Origin of the sequence: Bradyrhizobium sp. WSM3983, from assembly GCF_000473045.1 — a bacterium.
In the GTDB taxonomy this organism is placed as follows: Bacteria; Pseudomonadota; Alphaproteobacteria; order Rhizobiales; family Xanthobacteraceae; genus Bradyrhizobium.
This window is the reverse complement of sequence record NZ_AXAY01000027.1, coordinates 36060-52582: the sequence shown is the minus strand read 5'-3', so window position 1 is coordinate 52582 and position 16523 is coordinate 36060. Positions and strand designations below refer to the sequence as shown.

Genomic DNA, 16523 nt, shown 5'->3' with positions numbered 1-16523 from the left:
TGAGGTACCGTTCATCCCTTGACCGCGCCTGCGGTGAGGCCGGCGACGATGTGCTTCTGTGCCAGCAGGAACAGAATGATCGTCGGCAGGATGGTGAGCGTGATGAAGGCCAGGATCAGGTGCCATTCGGACGAATACTCGCCCTGGTAAATCATGATGCCGAGCGGCCAGGGATAGAGCGCATCGGTGTTGAGCATCACCAGCGGCAGAAGATACGCATTCCAGCTGTTGACGAAGGTGATGGTCCCCACGGTCGCCAGGATCGGCCGGGACAACGGCAGCGTCACGTAGCGGAAGAACTTGATGTAGCTGCAGCCATCGACCAGCGCCGCCTCGAGCAGTTCATGGGGAATGTCCTTGAAGAAGCGCCGCAGCAGCAGCACGCTCATGGCGAGGCTGAAGGCCACCTGCGGCAGCGCGACGCCGAAATAAGTATCGAGCAGTCCGAGATCGCGCACCTTGATGAACAACGGCAGCACGGCGGTCGCTGCCGGAAACAGCAGGCCGAGCGTCAGGTAGCTCAGCAGCATCGATGAGCCGTAGAACTTGACATGGGCGAAGGTGAACGCCGCCATCGAGGCTGTGATCAGGGTCAATATCACCGTGAGCGTCGAGATGATCAGCGAGTTGCGCAGGAGCTGCCAGTAACGCCCGGAGAACAGGATGTCGGCATAGTTCTGCCATTCCCAGTGGCGCGGCAGGCCGAACGGATTCACGCGCAATTCGCCGAGCGATTTGAAGCCGCCGAGCAGGGTCGCGAGCAACGGCACCAGCACGAAGACGGCAACGACGGCGAGGAACGCCGCCTTGAACAGCACAGCGGGATCGAACGGCGTGCGGGTGATCTCGGCGTTACTCATCGCGCATGAACCATCGCTTGTAGGTGAACGCAAAGGTCACGCAAATCACGAACAGGATGACGCCGATGGCGCTGCCATAGCCGACACGCATGCGCGAAATGCCGTTGTTGTAAAGGAAGCTCACCATGGTGTTAGAGGAGTCCGCTGGCCCCCCGCGCGTCAGCGGCATGACGAGGTCGAACAGCTGCAGCGAGCCGACGATGGCGAAGAACACGGAAAGCCGGATCGTCGGATAGAGCAAGGGGATGACGACATGGCGCAGGGCTTGCGAGCGCGTTGCGCCGTCGATCCGCGCCGCCTCGATCAGGCTCTTGTCGAGGCTTTGCAGCGCCGCGATGAACAGCATCATGTGGAAGCCAAAATACTTCCAGACGATCACGATCAGCACCGCCAGCATCGCCGTGTCGGTCGAGGCCAGCAGATGTGGCGGCTCGGCGCCGAAGGTGCGCCAGATCGAGGCGACAAGGCCGTAGTCGCCGTCATAGACGAAGCTGAAGATCAACCCGGTCGCGATCTCGGCCAGGATGTAGGGCATGAAGAACAGCATGCGCAGCGCGACCGCCCCGCGAAATCGTTCGGCGAGCATCAACGCCAGCGTGAGCGCGAGCGGGAGCTGGATCGCGAGCGAGACCGCGATGATCAGCCCGTTGTTGCGCAGCGCGAGCCAGAAGGCGCGCGTTTCCAGCACGAAGCGGTAATTGTCGAAGCCGATCCAATTGGTCGGCCGGCCAAAGCCGTTCCAGTTGAAGCCGGAATACCAGGCCGCCTCGCCGATCGGAAGCACCACGAACAATGTGAACAGCAGCAGCGCCGGCGGCAGGAACAGGACCAGGACGGTGGAGCGGCCGTCCCAACTCGGGCCGCGGACCGCGGCCTGCGAGACCGTCTCGCCGGCAACGCCCATCGGCGACGCGATCGCGATCCGCCGCGCCACCGTCAGTTACCCTGCTTCCGCGCCGCTTCGATCGCTTTCGCAGCGTCCTGCGGGCTCATGCTGCCACCGGCGATCTCCGCGGTGACGTCGTTGACGACGCGGCCAACCGAGGGGCCGAGACTCTGGTCATAGAAATTCTGGTGGTAGTTCGACTTCGCGAGGTTGGACGCGATCAGCTTCATGAAGGAATTGTTGAGGCCGGCGTCCGCGCCCTGCACCACGGGGATGATGAAATTGGACGCCGCGAGCCGCGTCTGCACGTCCTTGGAGATAAAGTACTTCAGGAAATCGACCGCCTCCTTCGGCGAGCCCTTGGTGATCAGCCAACCGGTGATGCCGCCGAGCGTATCCGTCGGCGCGCCCTTGCCGCCTGACACGACCGGAAAATCGAACCAGCAAATTCTGTCCTCGCTCAATCCCACCTTGTCGGCAGCGAGCGCGCGCTGCAGGTTATAGACGGTCGAGATCGCGAGCGTCATCGCCGCCTTGCCGTCGCCGAAATAGCCAACGGCCTGCGGGTTCTTGAAACCGAGAAAGCCGTTCTGGAACGGCTGGAGATCAACGAGCTGCTTGAACAACTCGCCTGATCTTTGGAAGGTCTCGCCGGCAAAGCCGCCATTCTCGCCACGCAGCGCCGCATCGAAGGCCGCCTTGCCGCCGACGCGAACCGCGAGATGCGTCCAGTAGAAATGCAGCGGCCATTTGTCGGCGCCGCCGACCACGATTGGCGTCACGCCGGCTGCCTTCAACGTCTTCACTGCGGCGAGCAGATCGTCCCAGCTCTTGATGGCAGCAGGATCGACCTTCGCCTTGGCCATCAGCTCCTTGTTGCAGAGGAATCCGACCTGCGACAGCGCGGTCGGCAGGCCGTAAATCTTGCCATTGCTGGTGAAGGCGGCGAGCGCAGCCGGGGTGAGGCTGTCGCTGTAACCCTTCACAGAGTCGGTGATGTCGTCGAGGACGCCGGCCTCGATCTGGGTCTTCAGGACGCCGCCGGCCCAGCTGTAGATGATGTTCGGCCGGTCCTTGGATTGCAGGATGGTCGGCAGCTTGGCCTTGTAGGCCTCGTTCTCGAGGAACTGCATCTCGACCTTCACGCCGGGATGCAAGGCCTCATAGGCACGCGCAACCTCCTCCCAGATCTTCACCTGGGCCGGATTGACCTCGATGTGCAGCCATTTCACTGTGGTGTCGGCTGCGGCGACGTTGGCGCCAAGCAGGCATACGGCAGCGGCGAGTCCCAGCTTCGTGAGCAGCCTCATCACATCCTCCCAACCGGCTCTTATTCTTTGGCTGCAATTCTGCCTTTGATTTTTGAGGTGCGCAACACAAATTCTGACCTATGCACCTCACGAAAGGAATGGCTAAGGTCAGGAAAAAGAATCGGGCCGGCAGTCGCGCTGCCCGCAACAAACTGAGAGGTGCCCATGGCTGCCATCTATTCCGACCTTGCCGGCAAGGTCGTTCTCGTCACCGGAGGCGCAGCGGGCATTGGCGCTGCGATCGTGCGGCACTTCGCGCAGCAGAAATCCAGGGTCGTGTTCTTCGACATCAAGGTCGACGAGGGCCAACGCCTGGCGCGCGAGCTATCGGATCAAGGTCTCACCGCGCATTTCCAACAGGTCGACCTGACCGACATCCCCGCGCTACGCGCCGGCGTGGTGGAGGCGCGCAAGGCGCACGGCGCGATCAACATCCTCATCAACAACGCCGCGCATGATGAACGGCACAAGACCGAGGAGATGACGCCGGAATATTGGGACGACCGCATCGCGGTGAATTTGAAGCACCAGTTCTTTGCGTCGCAAGCCGTGCTGCCGGACATGAAGGCCGCGAATGCCGGCGCCATCATCAACTTCGGCTCGGTATCGTGGATCGCCGGACAAGGCGGCATGGCGGCATACACCGCCAGCAAATCAGGCGTGATCGGCCTGACACGCTCGCTGGCGCGCGACTACGGTCCCTACAATATCCGCGTGAACGCGATCGCACCGGGCTGGATCATGACCGACCGCCAACTCGAGAAATGGATGACGCCGGCGGGCGAGGTCGAATTGCAGCAGCGGCAATGCCTGAAGCGCAGGCTGGTGCCGGACGAGGTCGCGAAATTCACCGTCTTCCTCGCCTCCGACGAGGCCTCCGCCTGCACCGCCCAGCACTACATCGTCGATGGTGGCTGGGTGTGAGATCCTTTGAGAGCTGGTGCATGCACCAGCTCTCAGCTTGGATGCGCCGATTGTGAATGCGTGTTGACTTGTCAGGAGATTCATCGGCTATTCCAACAAACGTCTGGCCGTCCCGGCAACGTCAGAGGTGGCACCATGATCAAGCGCGTCCTACCCTATGAGGGATTGCTCCACGAGGTTGTCGAGCACAACGGCGTGCTCTACATCGGTGGAATTGTCCCTGAGGATACGAGCCTCGATATGGCCGGCCAGGCAAATGATGTACTTGGCCAGTTGTCGCGTTTGCTGGAAACCCTCGGATCGGACCGGTCCCATGTCCTGCAAGTGACGATCTTCGTTACTAAGCTCAGCGAGAAGGCCGCATTCAATACGGCCTGGAAGGCATGCTTCGCGGAAGCATCTTTGCCGGCGCGCGCGGTCATCGGGGTGGCCGACCTCGGCCCTGGCGTCAAGCTCGAGATGACCGCAATTGCGGCTCGTCGAACCTCGAGCTGAAGGCGCGTATCTGATCCGAGGCGAACTGATAGCCCGCTGTTGTTCAGGCTACTCAGCGAGATTGTGCTGCTGCCAACGTAGCAGGTAGGCCTGCAACCGCCAGATCAACGCGGATAGCGCAACACCGACCAGCATCAGAACGATGACGGCGACCATCATTCCCGAGGCCTCCGCTCGCGCCTCGGACTCGATGATGAGGCGCCCGATCCCCCGTTCCGCACCGATGAACTCGCCGACAATCACCCCGATCAGGGCGAAGGAGATCGCGGGTGTCAGCGAGGCAAAGACCCAGGCCATGGTCGAGGGGATGACCACCGTGCGGGTGATCTGCCACTCGCTGGCGCCGAGCAGCCGCGCCGCATTGACAAAACCCTCGTCGATCGAGCGCGCTCCTTCGAACGTATTGAAGAAGACGAGAAAGACGACCACGATCCACGACGTGACGATCTTCGAGGTATCGCCGATGCCGAAGGCCAGCACGATGATCGGCGCGAGAGCGATGCGGGGAATCGAATTCACCGCCGTGATGAACGGCTGAAAAATTGCGCTCAACCGATCCGAACGGCCGAGCACCAGGCCCGCGGCAAAGCCGCTACTGACGCCGGTCACGAAACCGAAGAACGTGTTCTTCAGGGTGACTGCGGTCGCGATCCAGAGATTGTTCTCGGATCGTGCCATGCAGCGGCCGAATTCGCCATTGAACCAGCCGTTGAACACCCCGACCTTCGACTTGAGGCAGCTCAGGATCAGGAAATGCTCGAAGATTTCCGAGGGCTTGGACACGAAATAGGGGTCGAGCAGATCCGGCACCAGCCAGGGAAGGCGGCCGTGCAGATCGTAGCCCCACTGCCAGATCGAAAGGAAGCAAAGGCAAATGATCGCTTGCCATGCCAACGTTCTGCCAGGGTGGCGCGCTCGCCTCATGGGCTACGGCCCTTTATGAACTCCTCGCCAAGCGAGTGCCAGATCAGCTGAAACAGTTCGGCATAACGCGGCGTCTCCCGGATCTTCACGGCGTTGCGCGGGCGGGCAAAATCCACCTCGAAGCTCTCCTTGATCCGGCCGGGCCGCGCGGAAAACAGAATGATGCGATCTGCCAGTGTCAGGGCCTCGCCGAGATCATGGGTCACGAACAGCACGGTCTGCTGCTCGCGTTCCCAGATGCGAAGCAGCACATCGTGCATATCGATCTTGGTGTGGGTGTCGAGCGCGCCGAACGGCTCGTCCATCAACAGAACCTGCGGTTCAACGACCAGCGTTCGCATCAAGGCCGCGCGCTGGCGCATGCCGCCCGACAATGCCGAGGGATAGGCGTTGCCAAAATCCTGCAGCCCGGCTTGCTTCAGGCAGGCACTGATACGTTCCTTTCGCTCCGCCACCGGAACGCCCGCCAGTTGCAGGCCGTAGCCGATGTTGTCGGCGACGGTGCACCAGGGAAACAGGGTATCGCGCTGGAACACATACCCGACATTCGGCGTCGCCTGTCCGGGAACAACGGGCGTTCCATCGATCAGGATATGACCGCTGGTTGGCTTGACCAGTGTCGCGATCATGTTGAGGACGGTGCTCTTGCCTGAACCGGATGGCCCCAAAAGAGCGACGAATTCGCCGCGGCGGACATTGAAGGAAACGTCGCGCACCGCCTCGATGGCCGTACCTGCCAATTGGAAGGTCTTGCACAAGCCGCGCACGTCGATGCGCTGCATCTCGGGCGAGGCAACGCGGCGCGACACGTGCATGGCCCGCACCGTCAAGCCGGATAGGCCTTGCGTGCCGCTTCGATGAAGCTGCTATTGACGATTTCGGCCATCGCGAGCGGCTTGATGCCGGTCATTTCACGAAACCAGACCTTCTGACCGCGCGCGAAGCTGTCCGCGTCGATGATGCCTTCGTAATCGGTGACCTTCTTCATGACCGTGATGTCGACAATGTTCGCATCGCGCGACGTGCTCCCGACATAAGGCTCGATCGCGTCATAGACCTCTTCGGGAGAATGCCCCTTGATCCACTGGGTTGCACGCCACAGCGCCGTGACGAACGCCTGCATCTTCTGCGGGTCCCTGTCGATGGTCGACTGCAGGGTGAAATGAGGTCACCGGAACTTTGCCCCCGATATACTTGGCCCAGACCGCCTCGTCCGTTCCATCGAACAACAGCGCGCCCCAGCCCTGCTCGATCGAGTCCTTCAGGATCGATGGCGAGTTGATGAGAACATCGACCTGTTTCGTTTTCAACGTGCCCATCATGGTGTCGACGTTGCCGGTGCCGATCCAGGTCACCTTGTCGTCGAGTCCCATGGTTTCCATGTAGTAGGAGGCCCATACGTGATTGGTCCCGCCCAGCGACGACACCGAAACGATCGGCTTTCGTCCGTCAGGCCGTTTCCACTTCGCCAGTGCCTCGAGGGTGGTGATGCCCTGATCGAAGAGATCCTTGCGGATGATGAAGATCGCGGCGTTGCTGCGCGTATCGACCGGCATCAGGACCCGCGCACTGCGGCCGTGATTGCTGAGCTGCATCGGGTGGGTGATATCTCCGATACCGATATCGCCCTGGGACGAGGCGATGATCTCGCGCGTCTTCACGCCGCTTCCACCCTGGATCAGCCTGCAGTCGAGGCCGGCCTCCTTGAAGAATCCGGCCCGGTCCGCGACGAATTGAGACTGATAGATCGGAATGGCCACCGGATAGATCACGCGGCCCGACGTGACATCAGCCCGCGCCCGCCCCGCCGCCATAGAGACACCGGCGCCGGCGACAATCGTCAGCGCGGCCCGTCTGGTGACCCGAGTTCTCATCACGCGTGCTCCCTCTCCTTGCCGACCACTTTGTCGAGTGCGTTCAGCACCGCATCGCCCATCTCCTGGGTCGAAAGTCTTTTTGCGCCGGGCTCGGCGATATCGGCGGTTCTTGCCCCGGCCGCCAGGGCCGTATCCACGGCCTTCTCCAGCAGCAGGGCATCATCGGGCCGATTGAGGGTGATGCGCAACATCATCGCGACGCTGAGGATCGAGCCGAGCGGATTGGCAATGCCTTTTCCCGCAATATCGGGCGCGCTGCCGTGGACCGGCTCATAGAGCGCCTTGCGGCGCCCCAGCCGGTCGGGCGGTCCGAGCGAGACCGACGGCAGCATGCCGAGCGAGCCGGACGCCATCGCCGCGCAATCGGAGAGAATGTCTCCAAAGATATTGCAGGTCACCATGACGTCGAACTGCGACGGCGCCCGCACGATCTGCATGGCGGCGTTATCGACATAGAGGTGCGTCAGTTCGACATCGGAGAATTCCGCAGCATGCAGCGCCGTGACTTCTTCGCGCCACAGCACGCTGGTTTCCAGCACATTGGCCTTATCGACCGAGCAGACCCTGCCCTTGCGCGTCCGCGCCAGTTCAAACGCGGTTCGCGCCACCCGGCGGACCTGGCTGGTGGTGTATTGCTGTGTGTTGAAACCGCGGCGCTGGCCGTCGGGCAGCGTTTCGATGCCGCGCGGTTCGCCGAAATAGATGCCGCTGGTGAGCTCGCGGATGATGATGAAGTCGACGCCTTTCAGCACCTCGGCCTTGAGCGGCGCGGAGTCCGCCAGCGCCGGATTGGCGACGATCTGGCACATGCTTTCGGCCTGCTGGCGCGACAGGCGGTCGACCGCCTTCGATTTCAGCGCGGAACCCGGCTAGTCATGGGCAACGCGCTGGCCGGCCGGCTGTTCTACGATGTGCGCGGAGCAGGCGTCGATGTGCGATTTGAAGCCGCCCTCCAGCAACTGCTCGTCGAAGACGGGCGGGTGATTGGCGCCATAATGAACGCTCCTGGCCGCTCGCTCTGCATAGGTGCCCGCAAAGGCATCGTATTGGCGACGGGTGGTGCAGGTTGGAGTCCCCAACTTCGCGAACGACTGCTGCCGCCCGCCGCGCGGCGCTTCTCGCTGGCGCCCGCCTCGAATTGCGGCGATGGACTTTCGACTGCCGAAGCCATTGGTGGCGAGATCGTCGCCGATACGGAGAGCGCCGCCCTGTGGATGCCCAGTTCAGTGATGCGGCAGCCCGACGGACAGCTCTCCGTCATTCCGCACATCATTCTCGACCGAGCGAAGCCGGGGCTTCTCGCCGTTGACGGCTCCGGCCGGCGCTTCGTCAATGAGGCTGATTCTTACCACGACTTCGTCACAGCCATGCTGCAAGGGAGCGGCACCGCGTCCCGGGTACCGTCGTTTCTCATTTGCGACCGCCGCTTCATTGCCGACTACGGGCTTGGGCTCATCCACCCCCGAGCGAGCAATCTCAAAACTTTCATTGCTGCCGGCTATCTCCTCGGAGCCGATACGATCGAGGGATTGGCGAAGGCGATCGGCAGCGAGCCGACCGAACTTCGAGCCACGATCGAGCGCTACAATCGTTACGCAGAGACCGGCGTGGACGAAGAGTTCGGCCGCGGCGCGAGCGAACTCAATCGCTTCAATGGCGACCCGTCAAACAAGCCGAACCCATGCCTGCGCCGTATCGGGTCCGGCCCGTACTACGCCCTCGCGGTCTGGCCATCCGATCTCGCCAGCAGCGCCGGCTTGCGGACCGATGAGTGCGGACGTGTGCTCGGGCGCGACGGTAATGCGTTGGACGGGCTTTACGCTGCGGGCAACGATGCAGTCTCGATATTTCGCGGGACCTACCCGGGACCGGAACGATGTTGGGACCGGCGATCATATTCGGGTGGTGTGCCGCAATGGACGCAGCCGGAGCGTTGAACGACTATCGACCCTGACGTCCGCAGTTGGTTGCCAGGCCGGTCCCTGCGCCAGCGACCTTGCGAGCGCGGCCTCGCGCAACTCAGCGTCGGGTACCACGCGGTTTACGAGAACAAGCGTCTCGCAGCGGCGCGCGTCGATCCGCTCCGACAGGAACATCAGCTCCCGCGCCCGCGAGGTCCCGAGAGGGCGGGTCGACAGCCACGCGGTGCCAGAGCCCCCGGTCAGCCAGATCCGGGCATATCCCGTGGACATGATCGCGGATTATCCGGCAATCCGGATATCGCAGGCAAGCGCAAGCGCCGTCGCGGCGCCGGCTGCGGGTCCCGGAAGGGCTGCAATCGTCGGATTTCTCACCGCCGCCAGCGCTCCGGTCAAGTTACGTTGCCTGACCTGTAGATTGGCAATCCGATCTTCAAACGCGGTTTCGATTTCCAGTTGAATTGCTCCCTATGCCGTTGACGTCGCCGTCAGCGCAAAAGGCCGTACCCGCGCCCGCGATCAGGGCGACGCGGTCGCGGATCTCGCATAACAGCTCGCCGGTTCCGGAGTCGATTTCGATCTGAGCTTCCGCCATCTCAATCACTCCCGCTTGAATCCGCGGCAGCCGCTCTCACGCAATCGCCTAGATGACGATCACCTGGCCGCAAGGCTCGGACGAATAGATCAGTTCCATCTGCGCGGCTCGATTGATCAGAACGGCGCGTTGATTGATGTAGGCCTTGTCCGTGATCTCGCCGGCCGCCAGCGAGGGCGGCTCCTCAAGCAGCGTGAACGCGCAGATGCGCTCGCTGCTTCCGACATTGGAATTGTAAAGCCGGAGGCATTGCTGGAGAAAAGCGATCACACCCGGGTCGCAGTTCAGATTGCCGTCGGCGTTGGTGGCGTGCCTTCTGGCCATGACAGGATTCAACCAGCCCAGCACGGCGCAGGAGTGGCGATTCTCACCGGCAACAACGGCGTCCTGTAGGATGCCATGGGTGGCCGCCAGAACCGCGGCGCGCAGATTGCCGACAGCCACCCATGTCCCGTTGGCGAGTTTGAAGTTTTCGGAAACTCGGCCGGTGAAGCGCAGGCCGCGGTTCGGATTGGCAGGATCGATGAACGAGATGGTGTCGCCGACCCGGTAGAAGCCTTCATCGTCGAAGGCCGCCGAGGTCAAATCCGGACGGCCGAGATAACCTGGTGTCACATTGGGGCCGCGCACGCGGGCCTCATACGTGTCGCCAGCAGGGATCAGCTTCAATTCCACCCCGGGCGCCGGGAGTCCCAGTTCACCCGGCGTGTCGGTCGCCCAGTGCGTAGTGGCGATCGTGGGCGCCGTTTCGGTGGTGCCATAGCCTGCCATCACTGGAATAGGTCTGCCGGTCGATTGCTTCGCCAGCTGATAGAGCTTGTCCAGCGTGGTGCGTGATATCGCAGCGCCAGCGTAAGTCATCCGGTCGAGCTGCCGGAAAAGATTGGCTCGCAGATCCAGGTCGGTCTCCAGCGCTTCGCACAACAGCATGTATCCCGCCGGCACGCTGAACATGGCCGTCGGCGATATTTCCTTCAGATTGGCAATCGTCTTGTGAAATAACTGGGGGACCGGACGCCCATCATCGATGTAGAGCGTGCCGCCATTCTTCAGAATGCCGTGCAGGATGACGTTGCTGCCCATGGTGTGATGCCATGGAAGCCATTCGACCTGCACCGGCGCCTCACGAGGCGCCACCAGCAGCGTCCCCATCTGGAGCGAACTTGCCATCATCGTGTGGGTGTTGATCACGCCCTTGGGAAGCCCGGTCGAACCCGAGGTGAACAGAATTTTGGCGGCGGCTTCCTTGTCGATCGAATGAAAGGCCTGCTCGAACTCAGTGCCGGGATGCGTCGAATAAAGCGACTGAATCGACACGGATCCGGCCTTCTGATCCGCGCTGATCCATGTTGCGGACGCAAGCTCCGGAATCGTGCGCGCACCCGAATAGGTTTCGCTGTCCTGCACGAAAACGAAGGCGGGCCCAAGCAGTGTTGCGATATCCTGCAAGCGAGCCAGGCCGCCCGGCATCAACGAATAGTTTGGAGATATCGGAGCTACGACGACCCCGACCGACATCGCCGCGAACATGACGATTGCCTGCTCGATGGAATTGCCGGAGAGAATCGCCAGCCGGTCGCCACGCTTGGCGCCCAGATCGATCATGGCCTGCCCAACGGACCGCACCCTTTGCCAGAGTTCGGCGTAGGAAATCCTCTGCCACTCGCCGTTGCGGCCGCGCTGGGCCAGAAATGCGCGCTGCGGCGCCTTCTCTGCCCATTCTGGGATGAAATCCAGGATCGACCATTGCGGCCTTTCGAACCCGATCGGGGACCGCAGCACCAGCGTCCCATCTGGCCGCGTCTCGATCCTTACCTCTCGCGGCGCAAACTGGAGGCCTTCTGCAGGAATGGCTAAAGATTCGTGGCGGGTCATGCGGCGTGCTCCTGTCCGACGATCTATGCTGTTGGTTGAGTGCCGAGGGGTTCGCGCATCTGGCCCTCTCGGCGGCAGCCGTCGCTATGCGGCAAGTTGAAGAATCTCGACGATATTTTCGGGACCCTTGATGGCCCGTGGGTTGGCGCGGGTGAAGATCGATTGCATCGCGTTGCGGCCGATCAGTTCGAACTTCTCCTTGGTCACACCGACTTCCGAGAGATGGCCGGGCAATCCCAATCGACCGATGAACTCAGCGAAGATGTCGCTGGCGCTCGCGTCCGGCGCGCCCCACGCCTCGACAATTTTCTTTTGGGCTTCATCCGTGACCGGCTGATTGTATTTCAGCACACTCGGCATCATCACCGCCGTGCACAGGTAGTGCGGGACGTCGCAGGTGCCGCCCAGCACGTGTCCGATCGCGTGGCTGGCCCCCATCGGGACGCGGCATTGCAGTCCAAAGGCGGACATCCAGGAGCCCAGCTGGCAAAACTGTCGTGCTTCCAAATCGCCCGGATTGTCCTTGGTGGCCTGCAGGCCATCGTACAGGTAGCGCAGGCCGCGCAGGCATACGCTTTCCACCAGCGGATTGCCTCTCGGAGAGCAGATCGCTTCGATCCCGTGATCCATCGCGCGGGTGCCTGACCCGAGCCACAACGTCTGCGGGGTATGCCGGGTGATTTCCGGATCCAGGATGATCGACAGCGGCATCATCAATGGATGGCTGAATATCTGCTTCAACTTCCTGCGCGAGTCCGTGACGAGCGTTCCGGAGTTGTACTCTCCGCCCGAGAGCGTGCTCGGGATCGCGATCATCCTCACCTTCGGGGCGCGAAATGGACCGGGCCTGGGCCCCTCGGGAGTCGAAACCAGCTCAAATCCGTCGAGGCCTGATTCCTCGGTGATACCGTGTTCAAGGCACATCAGGACGATCTTGGCCGCATCGACGACCGATCCACCTCCCACGGCAACGACCAGGTCCGCCTTCGCCTCGACGGCATGCGCGGTTGCCTCTACCGCCGACGCTCGCGTCGTATGCTGCGGAACACCATCGTACGTGCCGGCATGTCTGCTACCCAGCGCGTTGCGGATCTTTTCGATCTCATCGGTCTTCGTATTCAACGTTCGGCTGACGATGAGAAAGACGCGCTTGGCACCACGCCGTTCGGCCTCCTCGCGCAATGCCTGGGCCGCCGGCTTTCCGAAGATCACCTGATCCATCGGCGGATATTGATGAAAACCGACTTTCGTCATGCTCATTTTCCCTGGTGATCTCAGCTGCAAGACGGCACTTCGACGTTGCTCGGACGGCGTCTCTCACGCATTCATTCGGAACTTGCGTCCAGAATCGGGCCGAAGGGCTCCCAAGCGCTGCCGCTCCACCGCTGCAACTGCATCTGGCTCCAGATCATGTTGCTGGATTCACTGGTATTCACCTCAATGCCCGGGAATGCCGTGGGGAGCACGACGCGGCTCAGCGACTTTGCCTGCTTGAGGATGTTTTTTCGCGAAAGGTCGTCCCCACACTGTTTGACGATCTGTTCAAGGATCATGCCTTGCATGTAGCCGGTGAGATAGCTGGTGTTATCGAAGTCCGCGCCCGCTAGATATTTGCCAAAGAACGCCTTGTAGCCGCGCACGCCTTCATCGTCGTTCCACTTCGCATCGGTCGGGTCCTTGTTGATGGTACCGACGATCACGCCGACGGAATTCTCCAGTCCGGCGGGCCTTAGCGTGCCGCCGATCGACCCCGACGGAAAGTTGATGATGATCTTGGGCTTCCAGCCGGTCTCGGCAGCCTTGCGGATCGCCTGCGCGGCGAATTTCGGCGTGCCGGCAATGAACAGCGCCTCGGCGCCCGAGTTCTTGAGATTGACGACCTGGGAATCCACGGTCGGCTCGGTCACCTCATAGGCCGCGGTGACGACACGCGTGTCGAATTCCGCCTTCAGGAACGATTTGAAGGCGCTGACGTAATCCTTGCCGAGGTCGTCGTTCTGGAAAAGAATCGCGTATTTTGCTTCGGGCAACGTCTTGTCGAGGAACTTGGCGTAGATTCGTCCCTCGGTTTGATAGCTAACTAGACCGGTCGTGGTCAGCGGATAATCGGCGACGTTGGTGAATTTGCTCGAGCCACTGACGATCGCGATCGAGGGAACGCCCTTGGCTTTAAGATATTTTGCCGTCGCCGAATTGCCGGGGGTACCTAGCTGGCCGAAGATGAATGATACTTCGTCACTTTCGACCAGCTTGCGGGCTTGCTCGACTGCTTTTGGCGGGCTGTAGGCATCATCCATCGCGATATAGTTGATCTTGCGACCGTTGATGCCGCCCCGATCGTTGATCGACTGCACATAGGCCACCACGCCTTTGCCAACCAGGCCGATTGGGGACGCCGGACCGCTGAACGGGAATATCCCGCCTATCTTGATTTCCGTCGCGCTCACGCCGGGTTCGTCGGCTGCTGAAGCGGGCGACCCAAGCAGAGATATGACCGCACACGCGGCCACGAAGGCGAATTTAGTATTCATGTCTCTCTCCCTTTGCGCCGGTTCGAGCCGTGCGCCTTTGCCTGTTCGGCTATTTTTCTAGAAATAGAATCGCCGTTCGACGACACGTCGCGAACGGCTCACTTCATGCGGCCTTCACCGCCTTTGACTGCTCGACGCCGTCAATGAAGCCGATCAGCCGCTGCCGGATGATTGCTTCCGCTTCCACCATGATGCGGTCGATCAACTCCTTGACCGTTGGGATGTCGTGGATCAGCCCGACCACCATGCCGCAGCTCCAGGCGCCCGCGTCCATCTCGCCATCGACCATCACCTTCGGATAGACGCCCGCGACCTGCTCGTGGATGTCTTCAACTTTCAGGCTGGCGCCCCTCTCGCGCTCGATCTCGAGCAGCCGGTCGACACCCCTGTTCTTCAGCACGCGCTCGGTGTTGCGCAGCGCGCGCATGACAAGCACGGTGTCGAGCTCAGTCGCCTTGACCAGCGCCTGCTTCACATTGTCATGGACCGGCGCCTCTTTGGTGGCGACGAAGCGAGTCCCCATGTTCATGCCGGCGGCGCCCATCGATAGCGCCGCCACAAGGCTGCGCGCGTCTGCCATGCCGCCGGAGGCGACGAACGGGATCTTGAGTTCATCCGCCGCCCGCGGCAGCAGGATCATGTTGGGGATGTCGTCCTCGCCGGGATGACCGCCGCACTCGAAACCATCCACGCTCACGGCGTCACAGCCGATCTTCTCGGCCTTGAGTGAATGCCGCACCGACGTGCATTTGTGGATCACCTTGATGCCGGCCGCTTTAAGCGCCGGCATGTAGGCTTCCGGGCTGCGGCCCGCGGTCTCGACCGCCTTGATCCCGCCCTCGCGAATGGCGGCGATGTATTCCGGATAAGGCGGCGCAGTGAAGCTCGGCAGGAAGGTGAGGTTCACGCCTAACGGTTTGTCGGTCATGTCGCGGCATCGCGCGATCTCTTTCGCCAGCAGTTCGGGCGTCTTCTGCGTGAGCCCGGTGATGATGCCGAGGCCGCCAGCATTGGACACGGCAGCCGCGAGTTCGGCGAAACCGACGTAATGCATGCCGCCCTGGATGATCGGATGCTGGATGCCGAACAGTTCAGTGATCGCTGTCTTCACAAATCTCTCCCGCGTTTCCGATCAGTGGACGATTTCAAACAGACCCGCCGCGCCCATGCCGCCACCGATGCACATGGTCACCACCCCGTATTTCGCCTTGCGTCGCCGGCCCTCGATCAGGAGGTGGCCGGTGAGGCGAGCGCCGGTCATCCCATAGGGATGGCCAATCGCGATCGAGCCGCCGTTGACGTTGAGCTTGTCCGGATCGATGCCGAGCTTGTCGCGGCAGTAGATCACCTGCACCGCATAGGCTTCGTTGAGCTCCCAGAGGTCGATGTCGTCGATCTTCAGGTTGTGCCGGCTCAAGAGCCGCGGGATCGCCGCGACCGGACCGACGCCCATCTCGTCCGGCTCGACGCCGGCGGCGACGAAGCCGCGGAAGATGCCGAGCGGCTTCAGGCCCTTCTTCGCCGCGATCTTGTCACTCATGATCACGCAGGCCGAGGCCCCATCTGAGAGCTGGCTGGCGTTGCCGGCGCTGATGGTCTTGCCCTCAAAGACCGGCTTGATTTTCGCGAGGCCCTCCGCGGTGGTATCCGGGCGCGGACCTTCGTCCTTGGACAGCGTCACCTGCTGATAGCTGACCTCCTTGGTGTCCTTGTCGACGACGGCCATTTTGGTCGTGATTGGCACAATCTCTTCGTCGAAGCGGCCGCCCTGCAGCGCGGCACCGATGCGGCGCTGGCATTCGAGGCTGTACTCGTCCTGCCGGTCGCGGCCGATTCTGTAGCGCTCGGCGACGACCTCGGCGGTCTCCAGCATCGACATGTACATTTCCGGCTTCATCGCCATCAGCTCATCATCGACGGCGCGGAACCTGTTCATGTTGTCGTTCTGCACCAGACTGATCGACTCGATGCCGCCGCCGATCGCGATCTCGACGCCATCAAGCATGACCGAACGTGCCGCGACCGCGATCGCCTGGAGACCAGAGGCGCACTGGCGATCGATCGTGGTGCCGGCGACAGTGACGGGAAGGCCAGCGCGGACCGCGCCCTTGCGCGCAACGTTCATCACCATGGTCCCCTGCTGCATGGCGCAGCCCATCACCACGTCCTCGACCTCACCGGGCGTGATGCCCGCGCGCTTCACGGCTTCGGCGATCACATGTCCCGCCATCGTCGGACCATCAGTGTTGTTGAGCGCGCCGCGATAGGCCTTGCCGACGCCGGTGCGCGCGGTGGAAACGATTACTGCCTCAGTCGTCATGCTTGCC

Annotated in this window: 16 protein-coding genes and 1 pseudogene; 3 read left to right on the top strand and 14 right to left on the bottom strand. The window is 62.0% G+C overall.

Going from position 1 to position 16523, the window contains the following annotated elements; genetic code table 11:
- Window positions 1–11: 11 nt before the first annotated feature.
- Genes YUA_RS0130200 through YUA_RS0130190 form a run of 3 tightly spaced genes read right to left on the bottom strand, consistent with a single transcriptional unit; the run spans window position 12 to window position 3056 of the window.
- Entirely contained in the window at window positions 12–860 is an 849-nt protein-coding gene (locus YUA_RS0130200) for a carbohydrate ABC transporter permease (RefSeq protein ID WP_027534042.1), read from the bottom strand.
- Window positions 853–1794, bottom strand: a complete 942-nt coding sequence (locus YUA_RS0130195; protein WP_027534041.1) for a carbohydrate ABC transporter permease — start codon at window positions 1792–1794, stop codon at window positions 853–855. The genes YUA_RS0130200 and YUA_RS0130195 overlap by 8 nt, the downstream gene beginning before the upstream one ends.
- A 2-nt stretch (window positions 1795–1796) precedes the next feature.
- Window positions 1797–3056, bottom strand: a complete 1260-nt coding sequence (locus tag YUA_RS0130190) for an ABC transporter substrate-binding protein (RefSeq protein WP_027534040.1) — start codon at window positions 3054–3056, stop codon at window positions 1797–1799.
- A 165-nt stretch (window positions 3057–3221) separates the two neighbouring features.
- Here YUA_RS0130190 and YUA_RS0130185 point away from each other — a divergent pair, with 165 nt between their 5' ends.
- Both YUA_RS0130185 and YUA_RS0130180 read left to right on the top strand, forming a co-directional pair.
- The gene (locus tag YUA_RS0130185; RefSeq protein ID WP_027534039.1) at window positions 3222–3980 is read left to right on the top strand and encodes an SDR family NAD(P)-dependent oxidoreductase; all 759 of its coding nucleotides are present in this window, start codon (window positions 3222–3224) and stop codon (window positions 3978–3980) included.
- Between the two features lie 135 nt (window positions 3981–4115).
- On the top strand, window positions 4116–4475 hold the full coding sequence (locus YUA_RS0130180) for a RidA family protein (protein ID WP_027534038.1): 360 nt from the start codon (window positions 4116–4118) through the stop codon (window positions 4473–4475).
- A gap of 48 nt (window positions 4476–4523) precedes the next feature.
- Here the strand turns inward: YUA_RS0130180 and YUA_RS0130175 are convergent, their stop codons facing one another.
- The 5 genes from YUA_RS0130175 to leuB are packed head-to-tail and all read right to left on the bottom strand — an operon-like array spanning window position 4524 to window position 8085.
- Window positions 4524–5399 carry an ABC transporter permease gene (locus YUA_RS0130175; RefSeq protein ID WP_027534037.1) on the bottom strand — a complete coding sequence of 292 codons (876 nt, stop codon included), beginning with the start codon at window positions 5397–5399 and terminating at the stop codon, window positions 4524–4526.
- Entirely contained in the window at window positions 5396–6181 is a 786-nt protein-coding gene (locus tag YUA_RS0130170) for an ABC transporter ATP-binding protein (RefSeq protein WP_027534036.1), read from the bottom strand. Before YUA_RS0130170 ends, YUA_RS0130175 begins: the two co-directional genes overlap by 4 nt.
- A 44-nt stretch (window positions 6182–6225) precedes the next feature.
- Window positions 6226–6522, bottom strand: coding sequence for a hypothetical protein (locus YUA_RS51960; protein ID WP_245285295.1), 297 nt, complete (start codon window positions 6520–6522; stop codon window positions 6226–6228).
- Complete coding sequence (locus YUA_RS45515) at window positions 6449–7273, bottom strand: ABC transporter substrate-binding protein (protein WP_245285294.1); 825 nt, start codon at window positions 7271–7273, stop codon at window positions 6449–6451. Before YUA_RS45515 ends, YUA_RS51960 begins: the two co-directional genes overlap by 74 nt.
- Window positions 7273–8085, bottom strand: coding sequence for a 3-isopropylmalate dehydrogenase (gene leuB, locus YUA_RS45510; RefSeq protein WP_245285293.1), 813 nt, complete (start codon window positions 8083–8085; stop codon window positions 7273–7275). Before leuB ends, YUA_RS45515 begins: the two co-directional genes overlap by 1 nt.
- Between leuB and YUA_RS45505 the strand changes: the two genes are divergently transcribed.
- Window positions 7975–9213: an FAD-binding protein gene (locus tag YUA_RS45505; RefSeq protein WP_245285303.1), complete on the top strand. Its 1239-nt coding sequence runs from the start codon at window positions 7975–7977 to the stop codon at window positions 9211–9213. The two genes, leuB and YUA_RS45505, sit on opposite strands and share 111 nt — an antisense overlap.
- 39 nt (window positions 9214–9252) lie before the next feature.
- On the opposite strand, the pseudogene YUA_RS51955 reads toward YUA_RS45505, so the two are convergent.
- From YUA_RS51955 to YUA_RS0130115, 6 genes and pseudogenes are all read right to left on the bottom strand, one after another.
- Window positions 9253–9790 (bottom strand): annotated as a pseudogene (locus tag YUA_RS51955) (enoyl-CoA hydratase-related protein); the annotation flags it as partial.
- Window positions 9791–9838: 48 nt separating this feature from the next.
- Window positions 9839–11665 (bottom strand): AMP-binding protein, encoded by a 1827-nt coding sequence (locus YUA_RS0130135; protein WP_027534034.1) that lies wholly within the window; start codon window positions 11663–11665, stop codon window positions 9839–9841.
- Between the two features lie 84 nt (window positions 11666–11749).
- Complete coding sequence (locus YUA_RS0130130) at window positions 11750–12919, bottom strand: iron-containing alcohol dehydrogenase (protein ID WP_027534033.1); 1170 nt, start codon at window positions 12917–12919, stop codon at window positions 11750–11752.
- A gap of 71 nt (window positions 12920–12990) precedes the next feature.
- Window positions 12991–14196 (bottom strand): ABC transporter substrate-binding protein, encoded by a 1206-nt coding sequence (locus YUA_RS0130125; RefSeq protein WP_027534032.1) that lies wholly within the window; start codon window positions 14194–14196, stop codon window positions 12991–12993.
- 103 nt (window positions 14197–14299) lie between these two features.
- Window positions 14300–15307, bottom strand: coding sequence for a nitronate monooxygenase family protein (locus tag YUA_RS0130120; protein ID WP_027534031.1), 1008 nt, complete (start codon window positions 15305–15307; stop codon window positions 14300–14302).
- A 21-nt stretch (window positions 15308–15328) separates the two neighbouring features.
- Window positions 15329–16516 carry an acetyl-CoA C-acyltransferase gene (locus YUA_RS0130115; RefSeq protein WP_027534030.1) on the bottom strand — a complete coding sequence of 396 codons (1188 nt, stop codon included), beginning with the start codon at window positions 16514–16516 and terminating at the stop codon, window positions 15329–15331.
- Between the last annotated feature and the right edge of the window lie 7 nt (window positions 16517–16523).

Coding starts and splice junctions, on each gene's coding strand:
- YUA_RS0130200 (WP_027534042.1), bottom strand. CDS start 860: ATGAGTAACGCCGAGATCACCCGCACGCCGTTCGATCCCGCTGTGCTG.
- YUA_RS0130190 (WP_027534040.1), bottom strand. CDS start 3,056: ATGAGGCTGCTCACGAAGCTGGGACTCGCCGCTGCCGTATGCCTGCTT.
- YUA_RS0130185 (WP_027534039.1), top strand. CDS start 3,222: ATGGCTGCCATCTATTCCGACCTTGCCGGCAAGGTCGTTCTCGTCACC.
- YUA_RS0130180 (WP_027534038.1), top strand. CDS start 4,116: ATGATCAAGCGCGTCCTACCCTATGAGGGATTGCTCCACGAGGTTGTC.
- YUA_RS0130175 (WP_027534037.1), bottom strand. CDS start 5,399: ATGAGGCGAGCGCGCCACCCTGGCAGAACGTTGGCATGGCAAGCGATC.
- YUA_RS0130170 (WP_027534036.1), bottom strand. CDS start 6,181: ATGCAGCGCATCGACGTGCGCGGCTTGTGCAAGACCTTCCAATTGGCA.
- YUA_RS51960 (WP_245285295.1), bottom strand. CDS start 6,522: ATGCAGGCGTTCGTCACGGCGCTGTGGCGTGCAACCCAGTGGATCAAG.
- YUA_RS45515 (WP_245285294.1), bottom strand. CDS start 7,273: ATGAGAACTCGGGTCACCAGACGGGCCGCGCTGACGATTGTCGCCGGC.
- leuB (WP_245285293.1), bottom strand. CDS start 8,085: ATGTGCCAGATCGTCGCCAATCCGGCGCTGGCGGACTCCGCGCCGCTC.
- YUA_RS0130135 (WP_027534034.1), bottom strand. CDS start 11,665: ATGACCCGCCACGAATCTTTAGCCATTCCTGCAGAAGGCCTCCAGTTT.
- YUA_RS0130130 (WP_027534033.1), bottom strand. CDS start 12,919: ATGACGAAAGTCGGTTTTCATCAATATCCGCCGATGGATCAGGTGATC.
- YUA_RS0130125 (WP_027534032.1), bottom strand. CDS start 14,196: ATGAATACTAAATTCGCCTTCGTGGCCGCGTGTGCGGTCATATCTCTG.
- YUA_RS0130115 (WP_027534030.1), bottom strand. CDS start 16,516: ATGACGACTGAGGCAGTAATCGTTTCCACCGCGCGCACCGGCGTCGGC.